This window comes from Streptomyces sp. NBC_01294 (genome assembly GCF_035917235.1).
Classification (GTDB): Bacteria; Actinomycetota; Actinomycetes; order Streptomycetales; family Streptomycetaceae; genus Streptomyces; species Streptomyces caledonius.
Genome location: NZ_CP108423.1, coordinates 5,059,091 through 5,074,706 on the forward strand (window position 1 = coordinate 5,059,091; position 15,616 = coordinate 5,074,706).

Annotated in this window: 14 protein-coding genes; 8 read left to right on the forward strand and 6 right to left on the reverse strand. The window is 72.2% G+C overall.

Annotated elements, in window-relative coordinates; all coding sequences use genetic code 11:
• Positions 1 to 45 precede the first annotated feature (45 nt).
• Positions 46 to 525 carry an Lrp/AsnC family transcriptional regulator gene (locus tag OG534_RS22895; RefSeq protein ID WP_326590286.1) on the reverse strand — a complete coding sequence of 160 codons (480 nt, stop codon included), beginning with the start codon at positions 523 to 525 and terminating at the stop codon, positions 46 to 48.
• A gap of 141 nt (positions 526 to 666) precedes the next feature.
• Here OG534_RS22895 and hppD point away from each other — a divergent pair, with 141 nt between their 5' ends.
• Complete coding sequence (gene hppD / locus OG534_RS22900; RefSeq protein ID WP_326590287.1) at positions 667 to 1,812, forward strand: 4-hydroxyphenylpyruvate dioxygenase; 1,146 nt, start codon at positions 667 to 669, stop codon at positions 1,810 to 1,812.
• A 430-nt stretch (positions 1,813 to 2,242) separates the two neighbouring features.
• Here hppD and OG534_RS22905 read toward each other — a convergent pair whose 3' ends face one another.
• Positions 2,243 to 3,757 (reverse strand): tetratricopeptide repeat protein, encoded by a 1,515-nt coding sequence (locus OG534_RS22905; RefSeq protein WP_326590289.1) that lies wholly within the window; start codon positions 3,755 to 3,757, stop codon positions 2,243 to 2,245.
• A gap of 96 nt (positions 3,758 to 3,853) precedes the next feature.
• Between OG534_RS22905 and OG534_RS22910 the strand changes: the two genes are divergently transcribed.
• Positions 3,854 to 5,236, forward strand: a complete 1,383-nt coding sequence (locus tag OG534_RS22910) for an FAD-binding oxidoreductase (protein ID WP_326590290.1) — start codon at positions 3,854 to 3,856, stop codon at positions 5,234 to 5,236.
• 113 nt (positions 5,237 to 5,349) lie between these two features.
• Here the strand turns inward: OG534_RS22910 and OG534_RS22915 are convergent, their stop codons facing one another.
• Complete coding sequence (locus OG534_RS22915; RefSeq protein WP_326590291.1) at positions 5,350 to 5,829, reverse strand: SsgA family sporulation/cell division regulator; 480 nt, start codon at positions 5,827 to 5,829, stop codon at positions 5,350 to 5,352.
• 256 nt (positions 5,830 to 6,085) lie between these two features.
• On the opposite strand from OG534_RS22915, the gene OG534_RS22920 reads away from it, so the two are divergent.
• Both OG534_RS22920 and OG534_RS22925 read left to right on the forward strand, forming a co-directional pair.
• Entirely contained in the window at positions 6,086 to 7,735 is a 1,650-nt protein-coding gene (locus tag OG534_RS22920; protein WP_326590294.1) for an RDD family protein, read from the forward strand.
• An 89-nt stretch (positions 7,736 to 7,824) separates the two neighbouring features.
• On the forward strand, positions 7,825 to 8,556 hold the full coding sequence (locus tag OG534_RS22925) for an RDD family protein (protein WP_326590296.1): 732 nt from the start codon (positions 7,825 to 7,827) through the stop codon (positions 8,554 to 8,556).
• A gap of 179 nt (positions 8,557 to 8,735) precedes the next feature.
• On the opposite strand, the gene OG534_RS22930 is transcribed toward OG534_RS22925, so the two are convergent.
• The gene (locus OG534_RS22930) at positions 8,736 to 9,041 is read right to left on the reverse strand and encodes a hypothetical protein (protein ID WP_326590297.1); all 306 of its coding nucleotides are present in this window, start codon (positions 9,039 to 9,041) and stop codon (positions 8,736 to 8,738) included.
• A 471-nt stretch (positions 9,042 to 9,512) separates the two neighbouring features.
• On the opposite strand from OG534_RS22930, the gene OG534_RS22935 reads away from it, so the two are divergent.
• Both OG534_RS22935 and OG534_RS22940 read left to right on the forward strand, forming a co-directional pair.
• A complete protein-coding gene (locus OG534_RS22935) occupies positions 9,513 to 11,876 on the forward strand; it encodes an immune inhibitor A domain-containing protein (RefSeq protein WP_326593770.1) in 2,364 nt (787 codons plus the stop codon).
• 112 nt (positions 11,877 to 11,988) lie between these two features.
• Entirely contained in the window at positions 11,989 to 12,291 is a 303-nt protein-coding gene (locus OG534_RS22940) for a hypothetical protein (protein ID WP_326590298.1), read from the forward strand.
• 51 nt (positions 12,292 to 12,342) lie between these two features.
• On the opposite strand, the gene OG534_RS22945 is transcribed toward OG534_RS22940, so the two are convergent.
• On the reverse strand, positions 12,343 to 12,945 hold the full coding sequence (locus OG534_RS22945; RefSeq protein WP_326590299.1) for an isochorismatase family protein: 603 nt from the start codon (positions 12,943 to 12,945) through the stop codon (positions 12,343 to 12,345).
• 141 nt (positions 12,946 to 13,086) lie between these two features.
• The gene (locus tag OG534_RS22950) at positions 13,087 to 14,415 is read right to left on the reverse strand and encodes a nicotinate phosphoribosyltransferase (RefSeq protein ID WP_326590300.1); all 1,329 of its coding nucleotides are present in this window, start codon (positions 14,413 to 14,415) and stop codon (positions 13,087 to 13,089) included.
• A gap of 80 nt (positions 14,416 to 14,495) precedes the next feature.
• Here OG534_RS22950 and clpS point away from each other — a divergent pair, with 80 nt between their 5' ends.
• Both clpS and OG534_RS22960 read left to right on the forward strand, forming a co-directional pair.
• Positions 14,496 to 14,810, forward strand: a complete 315-nt coding sequence (gene clpS / locus OG534_RS22955) for an ATP-dependent Clp protease adapter ClpS (protein ID WP_052030818.1) — start codon at positions 14,496 to 14,498, stop codon at positions 14,808 to 14,810.
• Positions 14,810 to 15,409, forward strand: a complete 600-nt coding sequence (locus tag OG534_RS22960; protein ID WP_326590303.1) for a DUF2017 domain-containing protein — start codon at positions 14,810 to 14,812, stop codon at positions 15,407 to 15,409. The genes clpS and OG534_RS22960 overlap by 1 nt, the downstream gene beginning before the upstream one ends.
• Positions 15,410 to 15,616: the final 207 nt, after the last annotated feature.

Genomic DNA, 15,616 nt, shown 5'->3' on the forward strand with positions numbered 1-15,616 from the left:
GCCTTTCTTTGCAACGCTTCCTTTGGAACCAGCCCGGTCGGGGGCTCAGGACCGGCTGTCGTCCTCTGCCGCCTGTTCGACCAAGGGGATGATCCGCAGGGGGACCGGGTTCTCCATGACGATCGCCGTCGACGCCCTGACGATCCCCTCGAACCCGACGACGCGGTCGATCACCCGCTGGAGGTCGGCGTTCGACCGGGCCACGAGCCGGCACAGCATGTCCCCGTGCCCGGTGGTGGTGTGCAGCTCCAGCACCTCCGGCACCCCGTCCAAGTGGGCCCGTACGTCGGCCCCCTGTCCCTGCTTGATCTCCAGCGTGGCGAAGGCGGTCACCGGATACCCGAGGGCCGTCGGGTCGACCTGCGGGCCGAAGCCGCGGATGACCCCGTTCGACTGCAGCCGGTCCAGGCGGGCCTGCACGGTGCCGCGGGCCACGCCGAGACGGCGCGAGGCCTCCAGGACGCCGATCCGGGGCTCGCGGGCGAGCAGGACGATGAGCCGGCCGTCGAGTTCGTCGATGCCCATGGAAGCCTCCGGGTGCCCACGTGTGCTCGCAGGTGGTCATAGTGCACAGATGTTTCAATCATCCTGCGCTCATGCTGGGCAGTCTGTACAGCCAAATAGGAAACTATTGCGCAGCTTGTGGATCGGCGGGACTCTGCGTCCATGACTGAGACCCTCGACACCACCCCGCACACCGCGCGTGAGGCAGACCCCTTCCCGGTGAAGGGCATGGACGCGGTCGTCTTCGCCGTCGGCAACGCCAAGCAGGCCGCGCACTACTACTCGACCGCCTTCGGCATGAAGCTCGTGGCCTACTCCGGACCGGAGAACGGCAGCCGCGAGACGGCCAGCTACGTCCTGACCAACGGCTCCGCGCGCTTCGTGCTGACCTCGGTCATCAAGCCGGCGACCGACCACGGCCGCTTCCTCGCCGAGCACGTCGCCGAGCACGGCGACGGCGTCATCGACCTCGCGATCGAGGTCCCGGACGTCCGCGCGGCGTACGCCTACGCCGTCGAGCAGGGCGCGCGCGGCCTGGACGAGCCGCACGAGGTCAAGGACGAGCACGGCACGGTCGTGCTCGCGGCGATCGCGACGTACGGCCAGACCCGCCACACGCTGGTCGAGCGCGGCGACTACTCCGGCCCGTACCTTCCCGGCTACGTGGCCGTCGAGCCGATGGTCGCGCCGCCGGCCAAGCGGACCTTCCAGGCCATCGACCACTGCGTCGGCAACGTGGAACTCGGCCGGATGAACGAGTGGGTCGCGTTCTACAACAAGGTCATGGGCTTCACGAACATGAAGGAGTTCGTGGGCGACGACATCGCGACCGAGTACTCGGCGCTGATGTCCAAGGTGGTCGCGGACGGCACCAAGAAGGTCAAGTTCCCGATCAACGAGCCGGCGATCGCGAAGAAGAAGTCGCAGATCGACGAGTACCTGGAGTTCTACGGCGGCCCCGGTGTCCAGCACATCGCGCTGGCCTCGAACGACATCGTCGCGACGGTGCGCATGATGCGTGCGGCGGGCGTCCAGTTCCTGTCCGTGCCGGACAGCTACTACGACACGCTCGGCGAGTGGGTCGGCGACACCCGGGTGCCGATCGACGAGCTGCGCGAGCTGAAGATCCTGGCCGACCGCGACGAGGACGGCTACCTGCTGCAGATCTTCACCAAGCCGGTGCAGGACCGTCCGACGGTCTTCTTCGAGATCATCGAGCGGCACGGCTCGATGGGCTTCGGCAAGGGGAACTTCAAGGCGCTGTTCGAGGCGATCGAGCGGGAGCAGGAGAAGCGCGGCAACCTCTAGGTCGGTTGCGCGTGTTGCCGGACCCTCTGGCTGCCGCCAGGGGGTCCGCCCGTGTCCGGGTGCGGCGCCGTCGCGGGGGCGCTGCCCCCGGACCCCCGCGCCTCAAGCGCCGGCGGGGCTGGATGAGCGCGCCTCAAGCGCCGGCGGGGCTGGATGAGCGCGCCTCAAGCGCCGGCTGGGCTGGATGAGCGCGCCTCGAGCGCCGGCTGGGCTCAAAGATCGCCTCAAACGCCGGCGGGGCTGGAGATGGCCCGGCTGGGCCAGAGGTGGCCGGGCGGGGCTGGAGAAGGCCGGGCGGGGCTGGAGAAGGCCGGGCGGGGCCAGAGGTGGCCCGGCGGGGCTGGAGGTGGCCCGGCTGGGCTGAAGCAGTGCCTGGAATGTCCTCCGAGTGACGTGTCCGCGGCCCCGCGAGGGGAGGGCCGCGGGCGGGTCAGGTGGTGGACGAGGACGGTGACGGCTTCGGCTTCGGGGTCGACTCGGGCTTCGGTGTCGGGCTGGGCTTCGGCAGGACCGGCTCGACCCACGGAGTGACCGGCTTCAGGTGTTCCGGGCCGCCCGGCGGCGGCTGGCCGATCGACGCCAGGGCCTGCTTCGCCAGCGGCCCGCGCAGCGGCGAGAAGTGCGGGTTCGTCCGCAGGGCCTCCTGGAAGTGGCGCCGGGCCGACGCCTCGTCGCCGAGGCCGCGCTCGATCACCGCCCGGTGGTACGCGAAGTCGGCGTTGCGCAGCCCCGGCTCCGTGGCCTTCTTCGCGTACTCCAGCGCCGCCTCGTCCTCGCCCGCCTTGTGCAGCGCCCACCCCAGCGCGTCCGCGACCTGCATGCTCTTGTGCCGCGACCACTCCTCCGACAGCCGCCGCACCGCCGCCGCCGGATCGCCGTGGTCCGCCTCGTACAGGCCCAGCAGCACGTCGTCGTCGACGCCGTTCGCGCCGTCCCGGGTCATCATCGAGCCGAGCATGGCGTACGGCGTGCGCGCCTCCTGCTCGCGCCCCAGCGACTGCAGCAGCTCGCCCAGTTCCCTCGCCAGCTGCGGCACCGGGGTCCGGCCCAGCGCCATCCGGTAGTCCCGCACCGCTTCCCCGTGGCGCCCCAGCGCGGCCAGCGCCCGGGCCCGGCCGCCCAGGGCCTCCGCCTGCGCCGGATCCGTCCGCAGCGCGCCCTCGTACTGCCGCAGCGCCTCCACCGCGTCGCCCCGCTCCCAGGACAGCTCCCCGAGCCGGTACAGCGCGTACGCCTTCTCCGCCGGGGCCTTCGCCGCGCCCGCCGCGTGCTCCATCGCCACCACCGCGTCCTCGCGCCAGCCGCGGTCCCGGTACACCTGCGAGGCCCTGACGTACGCGGCCAGGCCCGGCCGCAGCTCCAGCAGCAGCTCCATCGCCTTCTGGGCGTCCTTGTAGTCGCCGAGCCCGGTGTACGCGTCCACCAGCACCGGGTACGCCGTCCACCGCTTCGGCGCCTGCGCCCGTACGAGCTCGCCCCACTTCTTGCCGGTGCCGAAGTCCCGCCGGGCATTGGCCAGCGCACCCATGCCCGTCATCGCGTCGAAGTTGCCCTTCTCGGCCGGGCGGACCTCCAGCGACCGCTTCAGCGCCTTCTCCGCCTTCGGGTACCAGCCCGAGTTCGTGGTGCGCCGTGCCTGTTCGAGGTAGGCGGCGCCGAGGACCGCCCACGAGGCGTCGTCGTCCGCGTGCGCCGCGAGCCACTTCTCCCGGTCCGCCACCAGCGCCGTCAGGTCCACCGCGGCCGCGGGCGCGCCCATGCCCACCGCCGACGCGGCCCGCTCGCTCGGGTCCGGCGGACGGGCGTCGTCACCGGTCCGGGCCGGCCGGATCAGCAGGGCCGCGGCGATCAGGACCACGGCGACCGCGGCGGCCACGAGCGTCTTGCGGCCGGTGAAGGTCACGGGCGGCGCCGGCGTCTGCGATTCCTCGTCGATACGGTCCATGGGGTCACTGTGCGTCAATATGAAGAGCATGCCGGGGTGTCCGAAGAGGGGCGCGGGCGTGTTCACACCGATGGCCCCGGGTGCCACGCTGGTCCCATGGATGACGATCTCTTCGCACGTCTGCGGACGAGCCTGCTGGCCGGCCTCCCCGCCGAGGCGCTGCTCACCGATCCCCAGGTCACCACCTCCTACGCCACCGACATGGCCAGCTTCTGCGCCGCCGGCACCCCGGCCGCCGTCGTCCTGCCCCGGACCGTCGAACAGGTCCAGCACGTCCTGCGCACCGCCACCGCCCTACGGATCCCCGTCGTCCCGCAGGGTGCCCGTACGGGCCTGTCGGGCGGCGCCAACGCCTCCGACGGCTGCATCGTGCTGTCCCTCGTGAAGATGGACCGGATCCTGGAGATCAGCGCCGTCGACCGGATCGCCGTCGTCGAGCCGGGCGTGGTGAACGCCGTCCTCTCACGGGCCGTCGCCGAACGGGGCCTGTACTACCCGCCCGACCCCTCCAGCTGGGAGCAGTGCACCATCGGCGGCAACATCGGCACCGCCTCGGGGGGCCTGTGCTGCGTCAAGTACGGGGTCACCGCCGAGTACGTGCTCGGCCTCGACGTGGTCCTCGCCGACGGGCGGCTGCTGCGCACGGGCCGGCGCACCGCCAAGGGCGTCGCCGGATATGACCTCACCCGGCTCTTCGTGGGCTCCGAGGGCAGCCTGGGCGTCGTCGTCCAGGCCGTGCTCGCCCTGCGGCCCGCGCCGCCCCGGCAGCTGGCGCTGGCCGCCGAGTTCCCCTCCGTCGCGGCCGCCTGCGAGGCCGTCTGCGCCGTCATGGAGGCGGGCCTGACCCCCTCCCTGCTGGAACTGATGGACCGCACGACCGTCCGGGCCGTCAACGCGCTCGGCAGGATGGGCCTGCCAGAGGCCACCGAGGCCCTGCTCCTGGCCGCCTTCGACACCCCGCACGCCCCCGAGGACCTCGCGGCCGTGGGGGAGCTGTGCACGGCCGCCGGGGCCACCGCCGTCGTGCCCGCCGAGGACGAGGCGGAGTCGGAACTGCTGCTCCAGGCCCGCCGGATGTCCTTCCCCGCGCTGGAGGCCCTGCGGCCCGCGACGATGATCGACGACGTGTGCGTCCCGCGCTCGCGGCTCGGCGAGATGCTCGACGGGACGGCCGCCATCGCCCGCGCCCACGACCTGCTCATCGGGGTCTGCGCGCACGCGGGCGACGGCAACACCCACCCGATCGTCTGCTTCGACCCCGCCGACGAGGACGAGACGCGGCGGGCCCGGCAGTCCTTCGGGGAGATCATGGCGCTGGGCCTCGCCCTCGGCGGGACCATCACCGGCGAACACGGGGTCGGCGTGCTGAAGAAGGAGTGGCTGGCCCGCGAACTCGGCCCGGTGGGACTGGAGATGCAGCGCGCCGTCAAGCAGGCCTTCGACCCGCTGGGGCTGCTCAACCCGGGCAAGCTCTTCTGACCGTACGAGGTCGGGGCGGCGGGGCCGCTCGGGGGGACCGGGCCGCTCGGGGGGACCGGGGGGACCGGGGGGACCGGGGGGACCGGGGCGGCCGGGTCCGGAGGTGCCCGGCATCAGAGGTCCCCGTCCGCCGACTCGTCCGACGGCCACGGATCCCGCAGCCACAGGTCGTCGGCCGGGGTGGGGGTGAGCAGCTCGGCCAGCGCCGCGTCCAGGCCGAGCCGTTCGGACTCGCTGCCGGGCGGGACCACGCGCAGGGTGCGCTCCAGCCAGGCCGAAACGGAGACGGCGGGGGCCTCCAGGAGGGCATCGCCGTCGGGGGAGCTGAGCGCCATGCAGAGCACGGCCTTGTTGTCGACCTTCGTCGGCCAGATCCGGACGTCGCCGTGGCCGCACGGGCGGAACACCCCCTCGACGAGCAGCTCGCGGGCGAAGGTCCAGTTGACCGGGGTGTTGGAGCCGGTGTGGAAGGTGATGTGGACGGCGTACGGGTCGTCCGTCAGGTAGAGGAGCCGGGCGGGGACGGGGATGCTGCGCTCGGGGGACAGGACCAGCTTCAGTTCCAGCTCGCGCTCGATGACGGGGTGGTGCATGACGGCCTCACTTCGGTTCGGTGCGTGGGGCCGGATGGCACCCCACACCCGAAGAGAGCGCCGATGCGCCCGGGTATGACGCGACTCGGGCGAGGAAGCGAAAGTTGGCTTGATTCTGTCGGGTGACCGGAAATAGCCGCATGCCCGAGTTTCGCTCGAAGGTTGACAATCTCCCGTTACCGGACCTGTCGGGGGGTGGTTCTTGGCTATGGTCCTGCCCTGCACATGCCTCAAGCCACGATCGGAGTTGGGGACATTGACGGCCTCCCCTGGTGACGGCGAGCACGCGGCCCGCGAGGGCTACTACCCCGATCCGTCCATCCCCGGGTACATCCGGTACTGGAACGGAGCGGGCTGGGTTCCGGGTACGAGCCGCCCTGCCGCGGCTTCGGCGCCTGCCGCGCAGGCGGCTCCTGCGCCCGTGCCCGCTCCTGTGCCCGCACCCGTGCCCGCCCCTGCTCCGGTCGCCGCACCCGTGTCCCCCGTCGCCCAGGTCTCCCCGTTCTTCGCGGCCTCCCGCGCCTCCCGCCCCGACGAGACGGGGCCGGTGTTCCTGGACGAGACCTCCGTGACCGAGGCGCTGCCGGAGCCCGCCCCCGGCCCGGGCGCCGTGTCCTCCGACGCCTCCGCCTCCGGCTCCGCTTCTGCTGCCGTCGCCGAGCCCGTGGTGTGGCAGGCCGACCCCCTGCACCAGGCCGGCTTCGGCGGGCCCCGCGACCACCGGGTGTCGTGGGGCAGCCCGCCGGAGCCCGAGGCCGGGCCCGGCTCCGCGCGGTCGGCCGGGATCTCCCTGGCCCGTACGGCGGCTGCCGCGGCGGCGCCCGCGAGACTCCCCGCGCAGGCCCCCGTGCAGGCCCCCGTGCAGGCCTCCGTGCAGGCCCCCGCGGGAGCTGCGGGGATCCTGTCGGCGCGTTCCCCGGCCGCCCAGCGCCCGGCCCAGGCCGCACCGGCCCAGGCCGCACCGGCCCAGGCCGCTCCCGCCCCGAACGTTGCCGCCCCCGCCACCCGGCCCCCGGCTCCGCAGTGGCCCGACGCCCCCGGAGCCGGCGGGTCCGGGCTCACGTCCTCCTGGCCCGAGGCGGCCGCCGCCCCCGCGCCGTCCCGGCCCCAGGCGCCCGCCGCACCGGCGAGCCGGAAGCCCCGGAGCTCCGAGGCCCTGCGGCGCGGCCCCGCCCCCGCCGAGCCCGCAGCGACTGCCCGCCCCGCCGCCGCCGAGCCCGCCGCGACCCCGCGCCCCGAGGTGTGGGCTCCCCGGCCCGCGGGGGTCCGCCCGAAGGTGCCGCTCCCCGCCGCGACCGCCCCGGCGGAGCCCCGGCCCCGGACCTGGGAGCCGCGCGGAGGCGAGGGGGCCCGCCCCGGCGCCTCTTCCTCCGCCTCCGCCTCCCGCCCGGCGGGCACCGGTACGCCCCGGGCCGTGTTCGAGCGGATGGCCGAACGGGCCGCGCGCCCCGCCGGGCTGACCCGCCGGGCCGTGGCCCGCGCCCTGGACTCCCTCGTCTACGCCGCCGTCGCGGCGGGGGTCGCCCGGCTCCTCCTGCCCGAGGCGACCGCCCACGTACAGGCCAAGGTGGACGCCGCCCGGGCGAGCGGCCGCACCACCACCGTCTGGCTCTTCGACGGGACCATCGCCGGCCACGTGGGCCTGGTCCTCGGCGCGGTCCTCCTCTTCGGGATCCTGTACGAGGCGCTGCCCACGGCCCGTTGGGGCCGCACCCCGGGCAAGAAGCTGCTCGGTGTCCGGGTGCTGGCCGCCTCCACCCAGCGCCCGCCCTCCTTCGGCGCGGCCCTGCGCCGCTGGCTCATGTACGCCTTCCTGGGCCTCCCCGGCAGCCTCTGGTGCCTCGTGGACCGCCCGAGCCGCCAGGGCTGGCACGACAAGGCGGCCAAGACGTACGTGGCCCGCTAGGGCGTGTCTTCGGGGCGCCGTGGCGGGCCCCTCCCCCGGATGGACGCGGTCCCGTTGCGGGGTCGGCGGAGCCGGGTTCGACTCGGGCCATGAGTACCGACCAGCCGCCGCCGGGCCAGCCGCCCGAGGACGACCCGTTCCTCAAGAAGCCCCAGGAGCCGACGCCTCCGTCGGGCGGTTCGCCGTACGGCCCGCCGCCCGGAAGCGGAGGTACGCCGCCCCCGCCTCCCGGAGGCGCGGGCGGCGGCGGGGGATATCCGCCCCCGCCGCCCCCGTACGGCGGTGGCGGCGACCCGTACGGCAGTGGCGGCGGCTACGGCATGCCCGATCCGCTCGCCGGGATGCCCCCGCTCGCGGACTTCGGCAAGCGGCTGGCCGCGCGCATCATCGACGTGCTGATCGTCGCCGTCCCGCTGGCGCTCATCCAGCTGGCCTTCGGCACGAGCCGGTACCGCTTCGAGACGGACCAGGGCGAGGACGTCAGCGAACTCATCGCCAAGTCGTACAGCGGCACCGGTCTGGTGATGACCCTGATCGCGATCGTCGCGTACCTCGGCTACGACTGGTGGTTCACGCAGAAGAGCGGACAGACGGTCGGCAAGCGGGCGTTGGGGATGCGCGTCGCGATGCTCAACGACGGCAGCGTGCCCAACTCCGGCGCGTCCCTGGGCCGCGCCGCGGTGCTCTGGCTGCCGACCCTGCTCTGCTGCCCCTGCCTGTGGCCGATCGCGCTGATCGTCTCGATCCTCGTCGACAAGCCGTACAAGCAGGGCCTGCACGACAAGGTCGGCAAGACGGTGGTGGTCCAGGCCACCGGCTAGCACGTACGCGGCGCAGCGCGGCGCGGGCGGCCGTCCCTCCGGGGAGGCCGCCCGCGCCGCGTCGCGCACCGACGGCGTACGGACCGCGCACCGACGGCGTACGGACCGCGCACCGACGGCGTACGGACCGCGCACCGACGGCGTACCGACCGCGCGCCGACCGCGTGGCCGGCGAAAGCTCAGTGGTGGACGGGGTGTTCGGCCGTGGCCGTCCGGGGTTCGGGCACCTGGGCGGCCGGCGTCGCGTCCCCGTGGGAAGCGGAGGGCGCGGGGGCCGCGGGAGCGCCCGCACGGGCCGCGTGGCGGCCACGACGCCTCGGCATGGGCACCGTGAGGGCGACGAGCAGACCCAGGGCGAGCGCGGCGGCGGAGATGACCGCGACTCCGAGCCCGGTGCTCGTCTGCGAGAGCAGCAGCATGGCGATCGTCGACACGATGACCGTGGCGGACCCGTAGGCGAGCTGTGCGGCAGTCGGACGCGGCATGGCGGTATCCGTCCTCGGGAGGGGAGGGGGAGTCGGCTCAACAGGTCGCGCGTCAAGTGACTCTATGACGGGAGATGCCCGAGAGGAACCGCCGGTAAGCGTGACCTAACACACGGTGCCGGAGCACGGGGGGCGCACGGGGTCATTTCCCGCGCCCGCGACAGGGGGCGAATCCGGACGGGACGGACCGGGGGAGCGGCCGGGAAGCGCCCTTCGCCCCGGATGGCAGCAGAACGTCCGGATACCGGAACTGCCTGACCGCATAGTGCAGTTGTAAGGGACAAGTCAAGGTCTGTCTTTTCTTGCTTCCCTCCGGTCAAATGTCGTCACTTGAGACGCGCGCCGCGCGGAACCCCCCGCTCCTATGGAGAAGTTCCGACCTACGTCGCGGCCGCGGGAGGGGAACGACGTCAAGTGACCAGCAATTCAGCCAGACGGCGTGCGATGCGTGCTGCCGCCGTCACCGTGACCATGGCCGCGTGCGCGACCAGCGCGACCTTCTTCAGCGTCACCGCGGCCCAGGCGGAGGACAAGGGCGCCGCCCGGACCCTCGCCCCCGCAGCCGACCGGCAGGACCCGACCGCTCCTGCCAAGGTCGTCGAGCACGACCTCAAGGGTCCCTTCAGCGAGCAGCAGGCGCAGCAGCGCGAGGCCGCCCTGGAGCAGGTCCTGACGGGCAAGAAGGACGTCGAGCAGCGTGGCGCCTCCAAGGTCGTCAAGCTCGACGACAAGAAGTACGTCGAGCTCGGCCGCGAGAAGACCGACAAGATCTTCACGATTCTCGTCGAGTTCGGCGACCAGGTCGACGACACGACCATGTTCGACCCGGACGGCCCCGGCCCCAAGCCGGCCGTTCCGAAGTTCGGCGGCACCCCCGGTCCGCTGCACAACACGATCGCCGAGCCGGACCGCGCCAAGGACAACAGCACCGCCTGGCGCAAGGACTTCAGCCGCGCGTACTTCCAGGACCTGTACTTCGCCACGGGCGAGGGCAAGGACTCGCTGAAGACCTACTACGAGAAGACCTCCTCGGGCCGTTACTCGGTCGAGGGCGAGGTCTCCGACTGGGTCAAGGTCCCGTACAACGAGGGCCGTTACGGCTCCAACTACTGCGGCCAGAGCAACTGCGCCAACGTGTGGGACACCGTCAAGGACGGCGTCGCCGCCTGGACCGAGGCCCAGAAGAAGGCCGGGAAGACCGACGCGCAGATCAAGGCGCAGCTGTCCCAGTACGACCAGTGGGACCGCTACGACTTCGACGCCGACGGCAACTTCAACGAGTCCGACGGCTACATCGACCACTTCCAGATCGTCCACGCGGGCGAGGACGAGTCCGCCGGCGGCGGCGTGCAGGGCACGCACGCCCTGTGGGCGCACCGCTGGTACGCCTACGGCACCGCGGCCGGCAAGACCGGCCCGGACAACAACAAGGCCGGCGGCACCCAGATCGGCGACACCGGCATCTGGGTCGGCGACTACACGATGCAGCCCGAGAACGGCGGCCTCGGCGTCTTCGCGCACGAGTACGGCCACGACCTCGGCCTGCCCGACCTCTACGACACCTCCGGTGGCGGCGAGAACGGCGTCGGCTTCTGGTCCCTGATGTCGGCCGGCTCCTGGCTCGGCACCGGCAAGGACTCCATAGGCGACCTCCCGGGCGACATGACCGCCTGGGACAAGCTCCAGCTGGGCTGGCTGAACTACGACACGGCGAAGGCCGCGACGAAGTCCACCCACAAGCTGGGCGTGTCGGCGTTCAACACCAAGGACAAGCAGGCGCTCGTCGTCGAGCTGCCGAAGAAGCAGGTCAAGACCGAGGTCGTCGCGCCCGCCGAGGGTTCCACCCAGTGGTGGAGCAACATGGGTGACGACCTCAAGAACACCCTGACCCGCTCGGTCGACCTGACCGGCAAGACGTCCGCCGCACTGTCCCTCAAGGGCTGGTGGGACATCGAGGCCGACTACGACTACCTCTACACCGAGGTGTCCACGGACGGCGGCGCCAACTGGACCGCCCTCGCCGGCACCGCCGACGGCACGGCCCTCCCGGCCGACGCCTCCGGCAGCCCGTCGCTGACCGGTGTCTCCGAGGCCTGGAAGAACCTGAACTTCCCCCTCGACGCCTACGCGGGCAAGAAGATCGACCTCCGCTTCCGCTACCAGACGGACGGCGGCGCGGGCGGCAAGGGCTTCACGGCCGACGCCGTCACCCTCACCGCGGACGGCTCCCCGCTGTTCACCGACGGCGCCGAGAACGGCGACAACGGCTGGACCGGCAAGGGCTTCTCGCGCATCGGCGCCAGCTTCTCCAAGGAGTACGCGCAGTACTACCTGGCCGAGAACCGTCGCTACGTCTCGTACGACAAGACCCTCAAGGTCGGCCCGTACAACTTCGGCTTCGGCAACACCCGTCCGGACTGGGTCGAGCACTACCCGTACCAGGACGGCCTGCTGATCTGGCAGTGGGACACCTCCCAGAAGGACAACAACACCAGCGCCCACCCGGGCCAGGGTCTGATCCTGCCGATCGACGCCAACGCCAAGCCCATGAAGTGGGCGGACGGCACCCTGCTCCGCAACAAGATCCAGCCGTACGACGCCACCTTCAGCGCGTACTCGACGGACGCCTTCACCCTGCACAAGAACGGCGAGTCGCTGTTCCTGAAGCCGAAGCCCACGAACCTGGTCTTCGACGACCACAAGGGCAAGTACTACTACGACGAGAACCCGACCGGATCGGTGAAGGTCACTGACACCAACACCAAGATCAAGATCCTGAAGGAGACCTACGACGGTGAAGTCATGACCGTCGAGGTGGGTCCCTCGAAGAAGTAATTCGGTAAAACCGCAGGTCAAAACATGATCGGCCGTCGCCCTCTAGCGGGCGGCGGCCGATCGCGTTTAGATGCGCGGTACGAGTGTCTTATTGACGGGGGAGATGACAGCCATGCCAGGCGGAGGTTTCGTGAGATTGCCGGGCGGCAGTGTGGTGGTGGCGCTCACACTGCCGAGGCCGTCCGGAGAAGGTGGAAATGTCCGCGTGCTGGTGCATGCCGCGAACCGGGCCCGCGCCCTGACCAGGCTGCGGAACCTCGGGATGCGGGCGGTGTACCTGCGGGGCAACGCGCAGCCGCCGACGCCGGACGAGGTGACGGCCGTCCTGCACCATCCGGACGGCCTGCTGTGGCGCGGGGCGCCCGACCGCGCGCAGGAGCTCTGGCACCCCATCCGGGCCCTGCTGGGCCAGTAGCCCTGCCGGGCCGCCACTGGGGCCTGGACGGCCGCGCGGCTGCCGGGGCCGTCAGGGGCTCTGGCGTGGGATCTCGCCGACGATCCGGACCCCGGCCGACCGGAGCTCCTCCACTGCCCGGGCGGCGGTGTGGGGGGCCACGGCGACCGACAGGTCCAGCAGCACGCGGGTGGAGAAGCCGGCGCGGATGGCGTCGAGGGCCGTGGCCCGCACGCAGTAGTCGGTGGCGATCCCGACGACGTCCACCTCGCTCACGCGCTGCTCTCGCAGCCACTGGGTGAGCGGGGTGCCGTTCTCGTTGGCCCCCTCGAACCCGCTGTACGCGGCCTCGTAGGCCCCCTTGTCGAAGACGGCGGTAACGGCTCCGGAGGCGACGGCGGGAGCGAAGTTCGGATGGAACCCGACGCCCTCGGTGCCGGCGACGCAGTGCACGGGCCAGGAGGTCGTGTAGTCCGGCTTCGCCGGGGGGCGGGCGAAGTGCGACCCGGGGTCGATGTGGCGGTCGCGGCTGGCGACGACGTGCCGGTAGCCGGCCGTGGCCTGGCCGATCAGCTCGGTGATCGCGGCGGCGACGTCGGCTCCGCCGGCGACCGCGAGGCTGCCGCCTTCGCAGAAGTCGTTCTGTACGTCGACGACGATCAGTGCGCGGTGCATGACGTTGCCCTTCGGCTCGGTGTGGCATGTGCGGCGGCGGGGCCCTGCGGGGGCTCTTCCCCCGCCCCGCCCGAATCAAGCCCCGCCGGCGATTGAGGCGCGGGGGTTCGGGGGCGGAGCCCCCGCAACGGCGCCGCAGGGCTACACGTACTCCGTCGGGATCACGGCCTCGCCCCGCGACAGCTGCGACGCCGACAGCGGCAGCCCCGCCAGCGCGGCCCGGTGCCGGTCGCGCGCCGCCTCGAGCGGCTCGCGGGCGACGACCTCGCCGGCCTTGACCAGCTGGGTCAGCAGCTGCGAGTCCGCCAGGGCCGAGGGAACGGGCCCCACGCCGATCACCTCCGCCTCCGCCGCCCCGTCGGCGTCCCGCCGCCGCGCCGCCCACTTGCGGCCGCCGATCGAGGTCTTCCCGCCCGTGGACCTCTTCGCCACCGGCGCCAGTACCGCCTTGGGATCCGCCGAGACGGCCCGCGCGACCAGCTTGTAGACCATCGAGCACGTCGGGTGCCCGCTGCCCGTCACCAGCTGCGTGCCCACGCCGTACGCGTCCACCGGAGCCGCCGCCAGCGAGGCGATGGCGTACTCGTCCAGGTCCGAGGTGACCACGATCTTCGTCGCCGTCGCCCCCAGCTCGTCGAGCTGCTGCCGCACCCGGTGGGCCACCAGCAGCAGGTCCCCGGAGTCGATCCGGACCGCGCCCAGGTCGGTGCCCGCCACCTCGACGGCCGTGCGGACCGCCTCGGCGACGTCGTAGGTGTCCACCAGCAGGGTGGTGCCCCGCCCCAGCGAGGCCACCTGCGCGGTGAAGGCGTCCCGCTCGCTGTCGTGCACCAGCGTGAAGGCGTGGGCGCTCGTGCCGACGGTCGGGATGCCGTACCGGAATCCGGCCGCCAGGTCCGAGGTCGAGGCGAAGCCGCCGACGTACGCGGCCCGCGCCGAGGCGACGGCCGCCAGCTCGTGCGTGCGCCGCGCGCCCATCTCGATCAGCGGGCGCCCGCCCGCCGCCGAGGACATCCGGGAGGCGGCCGCCGCGATCGCCGAGTCGTGGTTCAGGATCGAGAGGATCACCGTCTCCAGCAGCACGCACTCGGCGAAGCTGCCCTCGACCCGCAGGATCGGCGACCCGGGGAAGTAGACCTCCCCCTCCGGGTAGCCCCAGATGTCGCCGGAGAAGCGGTACGAGGCCAGCCAGTCCAGGGTCCGCATGTCGACGACGGCGCGCTCGCGCAGGAACTCCACCACGGCGCCGTCGAAGCGGAAGTTCTCCACCGCGTCGAGCACCCGGCCGGTTCCCGCCACCACGCCGTATCGGCGTCCCTCGGGCAGCCGCCGGGTGAACACCTCGAAGACCGAGCGGCGGTCGGCGGTGCCGTTGGCCAGGGCGGCCTGCAGCATCGTGAGCTCGTAATGGTCCGTGAAGAGCGCTGTCGACGGGACGTCCACCGGCAGGCCCAGGTCCGCAGGGTTCATGTCACGGATGCTAGCGCACATCTCGTCAGAGTGACGAGATGTAGGGCCCGTTTATGCAACGGGCCCGTCACGGTGGCAGCATGGGACGAGTGAGTGTTGCTCCCATTGAGATCGAACGCACCGAATCGGCCGAAGAGACCTTCGCGGTCCCCGAACCCGACGTCCCCTGGGTGACCCTGGTGCACAACGACCCGGTCAACCTCATGAGCTACGTGGCGTACGTGTTCCAGGCGTACTTCGGATACTCGAAGGACGTGGCGCACAAGCTGATGCTCGACGTCCATCACAAGGGGCGGGCCGTCGTGTCCAGCGGCACCCGCGAGGAAATGGAGCGCGACGTGCAGGCCATGCACGGCTACGGCCTGTGGGCGACCCTTTCGCAGGACCGCAACTGATGGGCGGCACGTTCGAGCCCCTGGAGGGCGGCGGCGCCGCCATCGCGCTGGACGAGATCGAGATCTCCATCCTGCGCTCCCTGGCCGTCCAGCTGCTGGAGCTGATCGGCCCCGGCGCCGGGGAGCCCGCCGAGGACGCCGACCCGCTCGCCGCGCTGTTCGCCGAGGGCCCCTCCGAACCCCCGTCCGACCCGGCGCTCGCCCGGCTCTTCCCCGACGCCTACGGAGGCCCGGACGGCCCGGGGGAGAAGGAGGACCCGGAGGAGCTGCGCGCCCGCTCGGCGGAGTTCCGCCGCTTCACCGAGACCGACCTGCGCACCCGCAAGCGCGAGGACGCGCTGGCCGTCGTACGCAGCCTGGACGGGCTCACCCCGGCCGGCGACGGCGCGGCGGTGCTGGAGCTGACCGGGGAGCTGCCGCTGCGCTGGCTCGGCGCGCTCAACGACCTGCGCCTGACCATCGCGGCCCGCCTCGACATCACCGAGGACGACGAGAGCGCGGTGCTGTTCCGGCTGCCGGACGACGACCCGCGCAAGCCGATGGTGATGGCGTACCTCTGGCTCGGCGGCCTCCAGGAAACCTTGATCGAAACCCTCTGAGAATCCTCAAGAGGGAACGGTGTTCGCTCAGCGGACGCTCAAATCCGGATAACGATCAGATCACCGTCATGCGGTGATCTGATCCTTTCGGTGATCTTTGTCCAGAAATTTTGGTGCCCCACGCCACATTTCTCCCCCTCGGACAGCCGTAAGCGCGTGATAAATCTTCACGACTGCCGGAGGGGCGCCACCCCTGTCCCCCGGCTC

Coding starts and splice junctions, on each gene's coding strand:
- OG534_RS22895 (WP_326590286.1), bottom strand. CDS start 525: ATGGGCATCGACGAACTCGACGGCCGGCTCATCGTCCTGCTCGCCCGC.
- hppD (WP_326590287.1), top strand. CDS start 667: ATGACTGAGACCCTCGACACCACCCCGCACACCGCGCGTGAGGCAGAC.
- OG534_RS22905 (WP_326590289.1), bottom strand. CDS start 3,757: ATGGACCGTATCGACGAGGAATCGCAGACGCCGGCGCCGCCCGTGACC.
- OG534_RS22910 (WP_326590290.1), top strand. CDS start 3,854: ATGGATGACGATCTCTTCGCACGTCTGCGGACGAGCCTGCTGGCCGGC.
- OG534_RS22915 (WP_326590291.1), bottom strand. CDS start 5,829: ATGCACCACCCCGTCATCGAGCGCGAGCTGGAACTGAAGCTGGTCCTG.
- OG534_RS22925 (WP_326590296.1), top strand. CDS start 7,825: ATGAGTACCGACCAGCCGCCGCCGGGCCAGCCGCCCGAGGACGACCCG.
- OG534_RS22930 (WP_326590297.1), bottom strand. CDS start 9,041: ATGCCGCGTCCGACTGCCGCACAGCTCGCCTACGGGTCCGCCACGGTC.
- OG534_RS22935 (WP_326593770.1), top strand. CDS start 9,513: ATGGCCGCGTGCGCGACCAGCGCGACCTTCTTCAGCGTCACCGCGGCC.
- OG534_RS22940 (WP_326590298.1), top strand. CDS start 11,989: ATGCCAGGCGGAGGTTTCGTGAGATTGCCGGGCGGCAGTGTGGTGGTG.
- OG534_RS22945 (WP_326590299.1), bottom strand. CDS start 12,945: ATGCACCGCGCACTGATCGTCGTCGACGTACAGAACGACTTCTGCGAA.
- OG534_RS22950 (WP_326590300.1), bottom strand. CDS start 14,415: ATGAACCCTGCGGACCTGGGCCTGCCGGTGGACGTCCCGTCGACAGCG.
- clpS (WP_052030818.1), top strand. CDS start 14,496: ATGGGACGAGTGAGTGTTGCTCCCATTGAGATCGAACGCACCGAATCG.
- OG534_RS22960 (WP_326590303.1), top strand. CDS start 14,810: ATGGGCGGCACGTTCGAGCCCCTGGAGGGCGGCGGCGCCGCCATCGCG.